Origin of the sequence: Parafrankia discariae, assembly GCF_000373365.1 — a bacterium.
Classification (GTDB): domain Bacteria; phylum Actinomycetota; class Actinomycetes; order Frankiales; family Frankiaceae; genus Parafrankia; species Parafrankia discariae.
The window spans coordinates 67,706-81,871 of the sequence record NZ_KB891192.1 but is presented as its reverse complement, the minus strand read 5'-3'; the positions used below and the strand labels follow the sequence as shown (position 1 = coordinate 81,871).

General features: G+C 71.6%; 10 protein-coding genes. 2 read left to right on the top strand and 8 right to left on the bottom strand.

Annotated elements, in window-relative coordinates:
- Positions 1–31: 31 nt before the first annotated feature.
- A complete protein-coding gene (locus tag B056_RS0110600) occupies positions 32–838 on the top strand; it encodes an enoyl-CoA hydratase/isomerase family protein (RefSeq protein WP_018501842.1) in 807 nt (268 codons plus the stop codon).
- Positions 839–907: 69 nt separating this feature from the next.
- Here B056_RS0110600 and B056_RS0110595 read toward each other — a convergent pair whose 3' ends face one another.
- The 8 genes from B056_RS0110595 to B056_RS0110560 all read right to left on the bottom strand — a co-directional run bounded on the left by B056_RS0110595 (position 908) and on the right by B056_RS0110560 (position 12,698).
- Positions 908–1,618, bottom strand: coding sequence for an ABC transporter ATP-binding protein (locus tag B056_RS0110595; protein ID WP_020572432.1), 711 nt, complete (start codon positions 1,616–1,618; stop codon positions 908–910).
- Positions 1,615–4,623, bottom strand: coding sequence for a branched-chain amino acid ABC transporter permease/ATP-binding protein (locus B056_RS0110590; RefSeq protein WP_018501840.1), 3,009 nt, complete (start codon positions 4,621–4,623; stop codon positions 1,615–1,617). Before B056_RS0110590 ends, B056_RS0110595 begins: the two co-directional genes overlap by 4 nt.
- Before the next feature lie 35 nt (positions 4,624–4,658).
- Positions 4,659–5,933: an ABC transporter substrate-binding protein gene (locus B056_RS0110585; RefSeq protein WP_018501839.1), complete on the bottom strand. Its 1,275-nt coding sequence runs from the start codon at positions 5,931–5,933 to the stop codon at positions 4,659–4,661.
- A 390-nt stretch (positions 5,934–6,323) separates the two neighbouring features.
- A complete protein-coding gene (locus B056_RS0110580; protein ID WP_018501838.1) occupies positions 6,324–7,088 on the bottom strand; it encodes an SDR family NAD(P)-dependent oxidoreductase in 765 nt (254 codons plus the stop codon).
- Entirely contained in the window at positions 7,085–8,386 is a 1,302-nt protein-coding gene (locus B056_RS0110575) for an acyl-CoA dehydrogenase family protein (protein ID WP_018501837.1), read from the bottom strand. Before B056_RS0110575 ends, B056_RS0110580 begins: the two co-directional genes overlap by 4 nt.
- A gap of 140 nt (positions 8,387–8,526) precedes the next feature.
- Positions 8,527–9,666, bottom strand: a complete 1,140-nt coding sequence (locus tag B056_RS0110570; protein WP_018501836.1) for an acyl-CoA dehydrogenase family protein — start codon at positions 9,664–9,666, stop codon at positions 8,527–8,529.
- 143 nt (positions 9,667–9,809) lie between these two features.
- On the bottom strand, positions 9,810–11,048 hold the full coding sequence (locus tag B056_RS0110565; RefSeq protein ID WP_018501835.1) for an FAS1-like dehydratase domain-containing protein: 1,239 nt from the start codon (positions 11,046–11,048) through the stop codon (positions 9,810–9,812).
- Positions 11,049–11,162: 114 nt separating this feature from the next.
- Complete coding sequence (locus B056_RS0110560; protein ID WP_018501834.1) at positions 11,163–12,698, bottom strand: class I adenylate-forming enzyme family protein; 1,536 nt, start codon at positions 12,696–12,698, stop codon at positions 11,163–11,165.
- Between the two features lie 287 nt (positions 12,699–12,985).
- Here B056_RS0110560 and B056_RS0110555 point away from each other — a divergent pair, with 287 nt between their 5' ends.
- Positions 12,986–14,134 carry a thiolase family protein gene (locus B056_RS0110555; protein WP_018501833.1) on the top strand — a complete coding sequence of 383 codons (1,149 nt, stop codon included), beginning with the start codon at positions 12,986–12,988 and terminating at the stop codon, positions 14,132–14,134.
- Positions 14,135–14,166: the final 32 nt, after the last annotated feature.

The following is a 14,166-nucleotide window of genomic DNA, read 5'->3' as shown; positions in this document are numbered from 1 at the left end:
AACGCCTTTCCTACGACAAGCGGGAGCCGTCATGGCCGACGTCAGCCAGACCCGTCGGTCCGAGACCGACGGGATCCTGACGCTCACCCTCACGCGCGACGAGAAGCTCAACGCGGTCAGCCCCGAGATGATCGAGGCGTTGCGTCAGGCCGCGACCGATCTGGGTGACCGCGACGACCTCAAGGTGCTCGTGATCGCGGCGGAGGGCCGCTACTTCACGGCCGGCATCGACATCCGCCAGAGCGGCGCCGGTGGCAAGCGCGGCTACGCCGCGGACGGCAGCTTCAGCCCCCGGCGGCTACGCCACGAGTACCGGCGGCTGCACCTGGTCTTCGACGAGCTGGAGGCGGTCGAGAAGCCCGTCGTCCTGGCCGCGCACGCGCCGTGCCTGGGCGTCGGCCTCGAACTGGCCGCGTCCTGTGACTTCCGGCTGGCGTCCACCGCCGCGAGGTTCTCCCTGCCCGAGCTGCCCGCGCTCGCCGTCATCCCGGGCTCCGGCGGCGTCAGCCGGGTGACCAGGCTGGTCGGCCCGCACTGGGGCAAGTGGCTCGCGTTCGGGGAGGAGGTCGACGCCCACCACGCCCTGAACATCGGGCTCGTGCACGCCGTCTACCCGGCCGAGGAGTTCTCCGAGCGGGTGGGCGCCTTCGCCCGCAAGCTGGCCAGGCTGCCCTCGGAGGCGGCGGGCGTGGCGAAGGCGGCCGTCGACATCGCCGCGAGCGTCGACCGGCAGACGGCGCGCGACTTCGACCGCTTCGCCAACACCATCCTGTTGACGTCGGACGAGCACCGGGCGCTGACCCGGGCCTTCGAGACGCGCAAGAAGTCCGCTGAGTAGATCCGACGCCGAAGGGGTGCTGACGCTGGCAGCGTCAGCACCCCTTCGGCGTCGCCTGGGCGTTCCGGGTCAGCTGGCCTGGCCCAGGTAGGCGCGCTCGATCCGGCTCTCGTCGGCCGCGAGCTCCTTGGCGTCCCCCCGGAGCACGACGTCGCCGTGCGAGAGGACGATCGCCGTGTCGGAGACAGCGAGGGCGAGCGCCACGTGCTGCTCCACGAGGATGCAGGCGACGCCGGACTCGTCCGCCACCCACCGGATGACCGGCAGGAGAGACTCGACGATCACCGGGGCGAGTCCCATGCTGAGCTCGTCGATGAGCAGCACCTTCGGGTCCTGCATCAGCGCCCGGCCGATCGCCAGCATCTGCTGCTCGCCGCCGGAGAGGTTCCCGGCCGCCACCTTCATCCGGGGCCGCAGGCCGGGAAAGTGGTCGAGGACCTGGTCGACCGTCGTGCCGCCGCGGCGGGCGGCCAGCTTCAGGTTCTCGTGGGTGGTGAGGCCCTTGAACAGCGAGCGGTCGTCCGGCACGAGCACCAGCCCCGCGTTCACCGCGGAGCGCGCCGAGCCGGGCTTCACCGCCACCCCGCCGATCTCGACATGCCCCGCCAGCGGCGGCAGCAGGCCGGCGATCGTCATCAGCAGGGTGGTCTTGCCCGCCCCGTTCGGTCCGATCAGCGCGAGCACCTCACCGGCCTCGAGCGTGAGGTCGGCGCCGCGCACGACCGGCCGGCCGGCCGTGTAGCCGGCGTTCGTCCCGGCGCACCGCAAGGCGGCGGTCATCGCACCTCCTCCGCGTGCACGCGCTCCGCGTGCCCCTGCTCTGCCTGTTCCTGCCCCGTGTGTCCGTGCTCCGCGTGCCCGTGTTCTGTGTGCGCGTGGGTCGTGCCCAGGTAGGCACGGGTGACCTCCGGGTCGCGCTGGATCTCCGCCGGTGTGCCGACTACGACCACCTCCCCGAGGTTGAGCACCACGATCCGGTCGCACACGTCCAGGACGAGGCCCATGTCGTGGTCGACCATGACGATGGTGACGCCGGCGTCGCGGATGGCCCGCAGCCGCTCGCCCAGCCAGCGGCTCTCGGTCGTGTCCAGCCCGGCGGCCGGCTCGTCCAGCAGCACGATCGCCGGGCGCCCGGCCAGCGCGCGGGCGACGGAGACCAGCTGACGCTGTCCGACGGACAGCTCTCGCACCGGGGCGTCGGCCACCGTTTCGAGATGCAGGATGGCGAACAGGCGGTCGATGTCGACGTGCGACGGCGTGGCGCCGTCGCCCGACGAACGGTCCGCCATCGTGCCCGTCTGGACGTTCTCCCGGGCGCTGAGGTCGTCGTACAGCTCGATGCCCTGGAAGGTCCGGCCCAGGCCGCGCCGACTCCGCTGGTGGGGTCTGAGCCCGTCGAGCCGGCGGCCGAGGAACTCGATCGACCCGGTCGCGTCGGCATACCCGCTGATCGCGTCGATCAGGGTCGTCTTGCCGGCACCGTTCGGGCCGATGAGGCCGATGATCTCGCCGCGGTTGACGTCGAAACTCACGTCCTGGTTCGCGACGACGGCCCCGTAGCGCACGCCGACGCCGCTGACCCGCAGCAGCGGGCCCGCGGTGACCTCGTGGGGGCCGCGGCGCACCGACAGCTCGAAGGCGGCGGCCGCCGCGCCCCCGGCCGCCGCGTCCCCCGACGGCGTGGGGAGGGCGACCGGCGACCGGCGACCGAGCCTGGTGCGCAGCGCGCCCAGATGGTCGTGCACCGGCCCGACGATGCCCTCCGGGTTGAGGATGACGGTGAGCACCAGCAGGACGCCGCTGACGGTCGTGTAGTAATCGCCCAGGGCCACCGAGTCGCGGTGGAGGAGGAAGGCCGCCAGGGTCAGCACCCCGAGCACGCCGGACAGCGCCGGGATCAGCTTCGGCCGGGTCTCGGCGACGATCGCGAGGACGGGCAGCCCGACCAGCAGGACGTAGACACCCAGCGGCAGGCCCTTGTCGACCAGGGTGAAGATGATGCCGCCCGCGCCGATGAGCCCGGCGTTGATGCCGCCGGACACCGACGTGACACCGGCCAGGTAGGCGGTGGCGAACAGCGCGACGCAGCCCATCGCGGTGTACGAACTCGAGTCCGCCACAGTCTGCTGGTAGGCCAGCATGGCGCCGCCCAGCCCGGCGAGGAACCCGCCGATGGCGAAGGCGACGAGCTTCACCTGCGACACGGAGATGCCCGAGGCGGCGGCCGATCGTTCGTTGGCGCGCACCGCCAGCATCGCCGCCCCCAGCCGGCTGCGGCGCAGCAGCACCACGCCGCCGGCCACCAGCAGCAGGACGACCAGGCAGAACAGGCCGAACGTGAGGCGTGGGTAGCCGGCGCCGGCGCCGATCCCGAGATTGACGCCGAAGATGCTCGGGTCGTCGATCGGCGAGCCGTTGAACCCGCCGTTGAGGTCCTTGTTGGTGAACCACAGCTTCTCGAGCACCACCGCGAGCGCGAGCGTGGTGACCGCCACCGGCAGGCCGCGGATCCGCAGCGCCGGCAGGCCGACCACCACCCCCACGATCGTCGCGAAGACGGCGGCGAGCAGCGGCGCGACCGGGAACGGCACGTGCAGCTGGTGCTGGACGCGGGTCAGGGCGAACGCGCCGACGCCGGCCAGGGTCAGCTGCGCCAGCGAGATCTGGCCGCTGAAGCCGGTGACGACCACCTGGGACAACGCGATGATCGCCAGGACGATCGTGGTGATGATCGCCGCCCGGTGCGAACCGTGCGTCGCCGCCAGCGCGACGAACCCCACCGCGGCGATGGTCACCCCGGGCAGCACCATCGACCTCGGCCGCGGCGCCCGGCCGAGGGTCTGCTGCACGATCGAACCGCGCGAGGGCAGGGTCTGCCCCCGGAAGACCAGGAAGATCAGGATGACGGCGAGCGGGACGAGCTCGGCGAGGCCGGACGACGGCAGCCAGCTCTTGGTCTGCAGGTTCGTGGCCTCCGACTGCAGCATGCCGATGACGAGCCCGGCCGTGACCGCCGTACCGATCCTGGTGAAGTTCCCGACGAGCGCCGTCGCCAGCGCGGGGACGATGAACAGGGTGTAGGACACCGGGGTCAGCGGGACGATGGGCGCGATGAGGATGCCGCCGACCCCGGCGATCATGGTGCTCAGAGCCCAGTTGACCAGCGCGATGCGCTGCGGCGACAGCCCGGTGACCAGGGCACCCTTCTCGGACTCGGCCGCCGCGCGGGTGGCCAGGCCGAACCGGGTGAGCCGGAACCACAGGGTCAGCACGACCGCCATCACGACGATGATGCCGGCGAACCAGAGCCGGTCGCCGGGCACCCGCTGCCCGGCGACTGTGTAGATGCGCGTCGGCAGGATGGCCGCCACCGAGACCGCGGTCGTGCCCACCTGGACGGCGAGCAGGGCCTGCATGACGATCATCACGCCGATCGACGCGACGGCCTTCGCGACGGTGGGCGCCGCCCGCATCGGGCGGAAGACAGCCGCGTAGAGCAGCGCTCCCAGCACCGCGGCGACCACCAGCGAGAGGGCGAACGCCGCCGGGAAGCCCATCCCGTCGATCCCGAGATCGACGGTCGCGGTCAGGCCGGGGATCGGGTTGAGCAGTTTCCCCTGCCGCAGGAAGGCATAGGTGTAGGCGGTGTAGAGGGCGACCGCACCGGTGGCGAAATTGACCACACCCGAGCTGCGGTAGGTGAGGACCAGGCCGAGTCCGAGCGCCGCGTAGACGGCGCCATTACCGAGGCCGAGGATCAGGAAGACGAGGTCGGTGCTACCCATGCCGGTGCGGCCGCCCTTCTGGATGAGGCCTGGACTCAGTTGTCGACGGTCTCGGGCTGCGTGCCCTTGCCGTCCTTCACCGTCAGGACGATCTCGCCCGCGGAGCAGACCGTGGTCAGGCCGGGAAGCTGCTTGCCGTCGCAGGTGAAGGTGATGCCGGTACCGGCCGGCAGCGGGACGTCCTTGGCCTGCGCGAGGGCGGCGAGGATCGAGCCGCTGGTGACGGAGCCGGTCAGGTCGGCGGTGGCCCGGATCAGGCCGAGCATTCCCTGGTAACCGACCGGCGTGTAGCCCGAGATCGACGCCTTGGGCGCGTACTTGGCCATCACGGTCCGGTAGAGCTGCGCCTCGGGATCGTCGGTCTCGACCGAGGAGACGCCGAAGATTTTGGCACCTTCGATCGCGTCGCCCACGGCGTCGACCGTCGCCGGGTCGAGGCAGCCGGTGATGCCCAGCTTGGGAATGGTCGGGTTGACCACGCTGAGCGCCTGCAGCGCCGTCGTGCAGCCGGTGGAGTTGAAGATCAGGATCGCGGCGTCCGGCTTGCCGGCGAGGCCACTGGTCACCTGGGGCGTCGCGTCCGCCGTGCCGGGTGTGACCGGCACGACCGTGAACTCGACCCCGGCCGCCTTGAACGCGGGGACGCCGATCTTGGCCGCCCCGCCGGTCGCGGCCGGCACGTCGGTCACGAAGGCGGCGACCTTCTTGTAGCCCTGCTCGGCCGAGTACGTGGCCATCGCGGACAGGGTCGCGGCGAAGCCGCCCGTCCACATGAAGGCGTTCTTGCTGGTGAACTCGCCGCTGCTCGCCCCGGCCACCGACACGTACGGGATGCCGGCCTTGGTGATGATCGGCACGATGGACTCACCGAAGCCGGTCGTGGTGACCACGACGGCCGCGACCTTGTCCTCGACCATCTGGTTCGCGCACTTGACCGACGAGGCGACGTCCTCGAGGATCCCGCAGCGGTCGATCTCGATCGGGTGCCCGGCGATGCCGCCCAGATGGGCGTTGGCGTACTCGGCCGCCGCGACGGCGGCGTCGCCGATCTCGGGGTCGGACAACGCGGGACCGCCCTCGGTGTTCAGTAATCCGATCTTCACCGGGTCGCCGCTGGCGGCCTTGCCCGGGAAGTAGCTCGCGAGGGCGGCGGGAATGGCGGTGCTGGCGGTGGTCGGGCCCGAGCCACCGCTGTCCGACCCGCTGTCGCTCCCGCAGGCCGCCACGCCGAGCAGCGTCGCCGCGGCGAGGGCAGCCACCGCCCCGCGGCGGGTCGCCCGGGTCGCGAGTCTGTGTTCCATGTGGATCATGTGTCGTCCCGCTCCTGTAAGGCGGGCGACCGTGCACCCGCGCCAGTGATCAGCCCGCCCGAGAAGCAAGCAGGTAGATGATTGAACTAGATTAGTAGGCCACCGGCTAGATTTTGTCAATGATCTAACTAGGTGACCCGTTTCTGGTCGTTCCGCTCGTGACCTGTGCGTTCGGGTGCGATCGGTGCTCCGGCCGGGTGGGTGAGCGCGCTCCTGGAGGTCCTGGTCCGCAGGTGGGCGGCAGGACGGGGGAGCCCGGTGAGCGTCCGGCAGGGGCCCGCGGCGGGAGCGGGGCCGGAGCCCGGCGGAGGGCGAGGCGCGGACGATGGGCGGGGCACGAGTGCGGGGCAGGGCACAGGCGAGAGGTGCGGCTCGGGGGAGGTGCCGGGGTCAGCGCAGTCCGCCGTCGACCCGGATGAGTGATCCGGTGGTGTAGCTCGAGGCCGGGGAGGCCAGGTAGAGCGCGGTGGTGGCGATCTCCTCCGGGTTCCCGGCGCGGCCGGCCGCGTTCTTCCACGTCCGCTTGCTCTCGTCGGGCCAGTGCTTGGAGATGTCGGTGAGAAACGGCCCCGCGGAGATGGTGTTCACCCGGACGTTGGGCGCGAACTCCAGGGCGAGCACGGTGGTCAGCGCGTTGAGCGCCGCCTTCGCGCCGGCGTACGGCCCGAACCGGGGGGACGGGAACAGCGCGCCGCTGGACGAGATGTTGATGATGGAGCCCCCGTCGCCGTCGTGCATCCGCTGTCCGATCAGCGAGCTCAGCCGGAACGGGCCCTTGAAGTTAACCCCGATCACCTTGTCGAAGAGGTCCTCGGAGGTCAGCGCCGAGGACGGCGCCAGCGGCGACATGCCGGCGTTGTTGACGAGGACGTCGACCCGGCCGAAATGGCTGTAGGCCCGTTCGACGAGGCTGTCGCACTCGTCCCAGCGCCCGACATGGGCGGCGACCGGCAGGGCTTTCCGGCCGAGCGCCTCGACCTGCGCCGCCAGCTGCTCGCAGCTGTCGAGCTTGCGGCTGGCGATCACCACGTCGGCGCCGGCGCGGGCGAAGGCCAGCACCATCTCCCGGCCGAGGCCCCGGCTGCCGCCGGTGACCAGGACGATCTTGCCGGTGAGGTCGAACAGGTCGGCGGGTTGGCCGTCGGCGCTGGTCACAGTCCGAATTCCTGGAGAACGTCCGCATACCGCTCGCGGGCGGCGGCGCGCCGGGTCGGCAGGTGCTCGGTGGGGAAGAGGCCGGGCGCCGGGCGGTAGCCCTTCAGGACCTGCTTGGCGACGGTGGCCTTGTGCACCTCGGTGGGCCCGTCGGCGAGGGCGAGCTGCGGCACGCCGGCCCACCAGGCGCCGAGCGGGGTTTCGTGGGTGGTGCCCAGCGAGCCGTGCAGGTGCAGTGCCCGCTGGATGATGTCGTGCTGTACCTGCGCCAGGGCGACCTTGCACATCGCGATGTGGGTGCGGGCCGCCCCGTGCGGCTGGTTGTCGATGATCCACGCCGTCTGCAGGACGAGCAGCCGGAACTGCTGGAGCTGGATCGCCGAGTCGGCGACGAAGCCCTGCACGAACTGGTGCTCGGCGAGGACCTTGCCCTGCGTGTGCCGCGACAGCGCCCGCTCGCACAGCATGTCGAAGGCCCGCTGGCACTTGCCCACGACCCGCATGGCGTGGTGGACGCGGCCGCCGCCGAGCCGGGCCTGGGCGACCTTGAAGCCCTCGCCCGGCGCGCCGAGCATGGCGTCCAACGGGACCCGCACCCGGTTGTAGCGGATGTAGCCGTGGATGCCCTCGTCGAAGTCGTCCCGCTCGTTGATGGTGCCGACGTTGCGCAGGATCTCGATGCCGGGCGTCTCGGCGGGCACCACGAGCATGGACATCCGCCGGTGCGGGGCGGCGTCGAGGTCGGTGACCGCCATGACGATCAAAAAAGCCGCGTAGCGGGCGTTCGAGGAGAACCACTTCTCGCCCTCGATGACCCATTCGTCGCCGTCCCGGGTCGCCGTGCAGGCGAACTCCTTGGGGTCGGCGCCACCCTGCGGCTCGGTCATCGAGAAGCAGGAGACGATCTCGCCGTCGAGCAGCGGCTGCAGGTAGCGCTGCTTCTGCTCCGGCGTGCCGAACATCGCGAGGATCTCGGCGTTACCGGTGTCGGGAGCCGCCGTGCCGAAGACGGTGGGCGCCCAGTAGGAGCGGCCGAGGATCTCGTTCATCAGCGCGAGCTTCATCTGGCCGAAGCCGTGGCCGCCCAGCTCCGGTCCCAGGTGACAGGCCCACAGCCCCTGCTCGCGAACCTGCGCCTGCAGCGGCTTCAGGATGGCCCGCGACGCCTTGTTGTGGACGTCGTACGGATCGCCCCCGTGCGGGAAGAGCAGGTCGAGGGGTTCGCACTCCTCGCGGACGAATCGTGCCATCCAGTCCAGCTTCTCCTGGAACTCAGGCTCGGTCGAGAAATCCCACATGCGTCGCTCCGCGGTCGGTCGAGGCCGTCGAGGCCCTGGAATATCGAGGCCCTGGAATTCGGATGACCCGCTCCCGACGGCTGGCGGGGCCGACGGCGGCGGGCAGGTTCGCGGCGGGTCCGGGCCGCAGGGAGGTCGCTTCAGGTGCCGAGGTGTGACCGGTCCCCGGCCGGCCGCCGGTCGGGGGCGGATCCGACCTCGACGCCGCGGGCCTGCGCCAGCAGCGAGACCACCCGCTCGTAGTGCTCGGCGGGTGCGCCGAACAGCACCTCGTCGACCTTCACCCGGCGCAGGTACAGGTGCAGGTCGTGCTCCCAGGTGAAGCCGATGCCGCCGTGCGCCTGGAGCGCCTCGCCGGCGAGTGCGCTCATCCCCTCGGCGGTGAACGCCTTGGCCGCGCTCGCTGCCAGATCACCGTCGTCGGTCCCGGCGTCCAGCGTCATCGCGGCGTAGTAGGTCGCGGCGCGGGCGCCCTTGACGAGCGTGAGCATGTCCGTGACCTTGTGCTTGACCGACTGGAAGCTTCCGAGTGGCCGGCCGAACTGCTCGCGCACCAGAACGTGCTCGACGGTCATCTCGAGCAGCCGTTCCCCGGCGCCGAGGGCGTCCGCGGCGGTGAGGACGCCTGCCGCGGCCACCAGCCACCGCACCTGCGCGGGCCCGCTCGCGGCGACGTGGGTCGCGGGTACCCGGATGCCGGTGAGAGCCACGTCGTACCAGCCGCGCGTCTCGTCGAGCGTGCGGCGGCGGCGGGTGCCGCCGGGCGGCGTCGGCACCAGGACGGCGGCGGGACCGTCGTCCGTCGAGGCGGTCACGAGCAGCCAGTCGACGGCCGCGGCGGCCTGGACCGCCGTCACGTGGCCGTCGAGAACCAGTGCGTCGCCGTCGCGTACCGCGCGCACCGTGCCGTGGTGGGCGAGGCTGGCCCGCGCCTGGCCGTTGGCCAGCGCGGCCGCCACCGGGCCGAGCTCGGGGTGTCCGGACCGGGCCGCGGTGAGCGCCACCAGCGCGGTCTCGACGACCGGGCCGGGGGCGACCGCGCGGCCGATCTCCTCGGCGACCAGGCTCAGCTCGACCAGCCCCTGGGCGGAGCCGCCCAGCTGTTCGGGCGCCGCGAGGCCGGTCCAGCCGAGCTCCACGCCGTGCTGCCACAGCTTGTCGTCGAGGTCGCCGCCGGAGCCGACGAGCGAACGCACCCGGGCGGGAGGGCAGTGGGTGGACAGCATCGTTCGAGACACCTCGCGGAGCATCGCCTGCTCCTCGGTGAGTTCGAAGTCCACTGGGCAGTCGCCCTCCTCGTCGCTGGACGCGCCGGACCGTCACGGGAGGCGGCGACGTGCGCGATATAGACAGATAATCTAATTATTAGTCTTCGCTGGCAAGGGGACCTGGTGACGCAGACCCAGGGGAGGGATCCAGCCGCTCACGCGAGCCGGGCGATCTCGACCTCGAGGAGCTCGTCGAGCGTGTCGGCCGGAGGTGCGGGGAGCGTGACCGGGGCCTCGCGGGTCGGCAGCAGCACGACGGCCGTCCCCGGCGTCGTCGTCTCACCGCGCTGGTTCTGGCAGCTCAGCTCGAGGTGCACCTCGTTGCGGCCGTCCACCTGCACCTTGTCGACGACCCGCCCGCGCACCCAGGTGGTGTCGCCGACGTAGTTGAACCGGCGGTGTTCGCAGCGCAGCCTGAACAGCCAGCCGTCGTCGCCCATCCAGTCGGTCAGTGCGTGCGTCAGCCAGGTCTCCCGCATGGCGCCGTAGTCGTAGCTCATCGGCAGCCCGAGTTCGGCGGCGCGCTCGGGCTCCCAGTGCAGTCGCTGCACGGTGTCGGGGATGTTGCGGGAGTTCGGCGGGTACAGCCCCGGCGCCTTCCTGCGGATCCTGCGTGAGATCCCGTACGCGCCGGGCGGGGTGAGCTGCATGCCCCAGCCGACGTGCCAGACGACGATGTCGGTGACGACGAGCGGGCCCTTGACCCGCGGCTGGATCTCCTCGCCGATCTCGACGTCCTCGAAATAGCGGGTCACGGCGCCGCGACGGGTCTCGCGGTCGTAGGCCGCGTCGATCTCGGCGAGCTGGGAGTCGGAGTAGGGCGAGAAGTCGACCGGTGGCTTGGCCGACGACCGCTGCCGGCTGGTGTGGCGTTCGGCGTTGATCCAGGTGCCCCGCTGGACGGCCACGATCTCACCCGCGCCGTTGGCGAACAGGAAGTCGTTGGTCACGTGAGCCGACCGGCCTCCGAAGCTGCTCCGCTTGTCCTGGACGCCGACCTGCGCCCGGATCATCCGGCACAGGTCGCCGGCCCGCAGCGGCCGGTAGTACTCGAACTCCATGGCCGCCTGGTACGAGCCCAGGCCGGCGAAGGGGTCGCCCTTCAGTAGCTGCTTCTGCTCCGGCGTCGGGTCCGGTGCGGCGTTCTCGCCCATGCAGTAGAGGAAGTTCGGGGGAGCGATCAGCCCGCCCCAGCGGGTGGTGCGGCCGTAGTCGCGCTCGCAGTAGAGCGGGTTGTCGTCGCCGTAGCCGTAGGCGAAATGGCGGGTGGCGTCGACGTGCACCTCGGTGATGTGCGGCGGGCGCAGGCGCTGCGGCACCCCGGTCCGTCGCCGCGCCCGTTCGAACGCCTCGTCGGTGAGGACGCCGTAGGCCGAGGTCTGCTGTGTGGTCATACCCGTTCTCCTCTTCTCCCGTCGCGTCGGTCGAGTCCTCGAGCTCCCGCGCCCGTCGCGCCCGTCGAGGTGCGCGGCGTCGTCGCGGCCGCCGTTGTGGCCCCGGCGCGCCTGTCAGGTCGCGGTGGGCCGGCGGGCGAAGATCTGTTCCCGGACGAGGGCGCGGCTCACCTTCAGCGACGGGGTACGCGGCAGCGCGTCGACGATCGCGAGGTCGACCGGCCGCTGGTAGCGCGTCAACCGGGCCGAGAGGAACTCCATCAGCTCCGCCTCCGTCGCGGGCGCGCTCAGCGTGACCGCGACCACCGGGACCTCACCCAGCCGCGGGTCGGCGAGCCCCACGGCCGAGGCCTCGTCGACCGCCGGGTGCTGGGCCAGGGCCTCCTCGATCACGCTCGGCGGGATCTTGAAGCCGCCGCGGCTGATCGCGTCGTCGGCCCGGCCGTGGATGAACAGGAAGCCGTCGTCGTCGATCGAGGCCAGGTCGGTGGTGCGGATCCAGGCACCACCGTCGTCGGACAGTTGTCCCCCGCGCGCCTCGAGCAGCCCGACCACGCCCGGCGCGAGAACCGTCGCGCTGTCGCGATCCACCACCCGCAGGTCGATGCCGTCGTACGCGCGCCCGACGCTGCCTCGCTTGCGAGTGCCCCATTCCCGCTTGTCGTCGATGGTCCAGCCGGCGATCGCGCCGGCGAACTCGGTGGCGCCGTAGGTGCCGAGGACCGGGACCCCGTAGCGGTCTTCGAAGGCGTCGGCGAGTTCGGCGGGCAGGGGCGCGGTCCCCGAACCGACGGCGAAGACGTTCTCGAAGACGTCCCGAGGCAGGTCGGCGTTGAGCACCATGCGCATGGCGGTCGGGGCGAGGCGGACATAGCCCGGCCGGTGGCGGCGGACGAGCTCGGCCCAGGCCTGGACCTCGAACTTCTCGAGCAGGGCGATGCTCCTGCCCTCCATCGCGTGGGCGATCGCGAAGTAGAGGCCGCTGATGTGGGCGAGCGAAGCCCAGAGGATGGCGGTCCGCCGGTGCAGGCGAAGCTCCCGGCCCTCGTCGACGGGGGTTCCCGCGGCGCGGAACGCCGCGGCCATCCGCTGGTAGGTGAGCTCGACGCGCTTGGGCCGGCCGGTGGTGCCGCTGGTCATCATGAGGACGGCGACGTCGGCGGCGGGCTTGTACGCGGGGGACGACGGGGCCGGCATCGGGTGCCGGACGAACGCCCGGCCGGGGCCGGTGCACAGCGCGATCGCGCCGACAGCCGCCGTGGCCTCGACCATCGCGGCGCGGGCCCAGTCCTCCTCATCGGCGACCACCACGTCGGGTGCCAGATCGACGATGTCCTCGGCCAGGCCGGTGTCCCCGAGGTGCGGGCTCAACGTCACGACCGTCCGGCCGGTGGCGATGGTGGCGATCACGGAGCACAGCTGGCCGGGACGGTTGCGCAGCACGATCCCGATCTGCCGGGCCCGCGGGTACTCGGCCAGCAGCGCGTCCAGATCGGTGATGGCGTCGGCGTAGTAGGACCAGGGAAAGGTGCGGTCACCGAAGGTCAGCGCGGTCGCGGCGGGGTCGAGCGCCAGCACGCCGAAGATCCGCCGGGCGATCAGGCTGCGGGCGCTGTCTCCGACGGACGACGCCGAGTCATGCGTGCTCATGCGGGCCTTTCCGGATGGTCGATTCCGTGGCGAGCGGGCGGTACCGCGCCATGACCGAGGCGGTCCAATCCGTTCACCGTACGCTATAGGTGTAATAAGATAACTGATAGGTCGGTTGCCGGCGAGTGCCGGCCGCCGCCCGGCCGCCCTCGGCGATCTTGTGGTGGCGGTGCGGGCCTCGGTGCGGGCCTCGAGGGCGGCCACGTTGACAGGCGGAGAGTCGCCTCCTAGCTTGTTCTCTCAGTTGAATTATGTTCAACCTATTGAACTCAATGAAGGGGGTTGCCGTGCGGGACGCCGTCATCGTCGAAGCGGTACGGACGCCGATCGGTCGGCGCAACGGCACGCTGCGAGGCGTTCACCCGGTCGATCTGGCCTCGGATGTGCTCCGGACGCTCACCGAGCGCGCACAGGTCGCACCCGAGCTCATCGACGACGTCATCTTCGGGTGCGTCACCCAGATCGGCGATCAGTCGACAAACGTCGCCCGCCTGGCCGTGCTGGCCGCCGGCTGGCCGGAAAGCGTTCCCGGCGTGACGCTGGACCGGGCCTGCGGCTCGAGTCAGCAGGCGCTCCACTTCGCCGCGGCCGGGGTGATGGCGGGCCAGTACGACCTCGTCGTCGCCGGCGGCGTCGAGTCGATGAGCCGGGTGCCGCTGGGCTCGGCCCGGGCCGTCGGCGAGCCGTTCGGCCCCCGGGTGCGCGCGCGCTACCAGCGGGACAGCTTCAGCCAGGGTCTCGGCGCCGAGGAGATCGCGCACCGGTGGGGCCTGTCCCGGACCCGGCTCGACGAGTTCGCCCTGGAGTCGCACCACCGCGCGATGGCGGCCGCCGACTCGGGCGCGTTCGACGCGCAGCTCGTTCCCGTCGAGGGACCGGACGGCGTCCTCACCGCCGACGAGGGAGTGCGGCGGGAGACGACGCTCGAGAAGCTCGGTGCGCTGAAGCCCGCGTTCCGCGAGGACGGGGTGATCCACGCGGGCAACAGTTCCCAGATCTCCGACGGCAGCGCGGCACTACTGATCACGACCAGCGAACGGGCGGCCGAGCTGGGCCTGCGACCGCTCGCGCGCTTCCATGCCGGTACGGTCGCCGGTGACGATCCGGTGATCATGTTGACCGCTCCGATCCCCGCGACGGAGAAGGTCCTGAAGCGGGCGGGGCTCACGATCGCCGACATCGGCGTGTACGAGGTGAACGAGGCGTTCGCGAGCGTCCCGCTCGCCTGGGAGATCGAGACGGGCGCCGACCACGCCCGGCTGAACCCGCTCGGGGGCGCGATCGCGGTGGGCCACCCGCTCGGCGCCTCGGGCGCGATCCTGATGACCCGCATGATCCACCACATGCGTGACCACGGCGTCCGCTACGGCCTGCAGACCATGTGCGAGGCCGGCGGTATGGCCAACGCGACCGTCATCGAGCTGATCGATGCCTGACGCCGGGCCAGACCCGGGCCGCGGCATCGACG

What these genes read in the sequence shown, in the direction of transcription:
- B056_RS0110600 (WP_018501842.1), top strand. Translation starts at nt 32, where the DNA reads ATGGCCGACGTCAGCCAGACCCGTCGGTCCGAGACCGACGGGATCCTG.
- B056_RS0110595 (WP_020572432.1), bottom strand. Translation starts at nt 1,618, where the DNA reads ATGACCGCCGCCTTGCGGTGCGCCGGGACGAACGCCGGCTACACGGCC.
- B056_RS0110590 (WP_018501840.1), bottom strand. Translation starts at nt 4,623, where the DNA reads ATGGGTAGCACCGACCTCGTCTTCCTGATCCTCGGCCTCGGTAATGGC.
- B056_RS0110585 (WP_018501839.1), bottom strand. Translation starts at nt 5,933, where the DNA reads ATGATCCACATGGAACACAGACTCGCGACCCGGGCGACCCGCCGCGGG.
- B056_RS0110575 (WP_018501837.1), bottom strand. Translation starts at nt 8,386, where the DNA reads ATGTGGGATTTCTCGACCGAGCCTGAGTTCCAGGAGAAGCTGGACTGG.
- B056_RS0110565 (WP_018501835.1), bottom strand. Translation starts at nt 11,048, where the DNA reads ATGACCACACAGCAGACCTCGGCCTACGGCGTCCTCACCGACGAGGCG.
- B056_RS0110560 (WP_018501834.1), bottom strand. Translation starts at nt 12,698, where the DNA reads ATGAGCACGCATGACTCGGCGTCGTCCGTCGGAGACAGCGCCCGCAGC.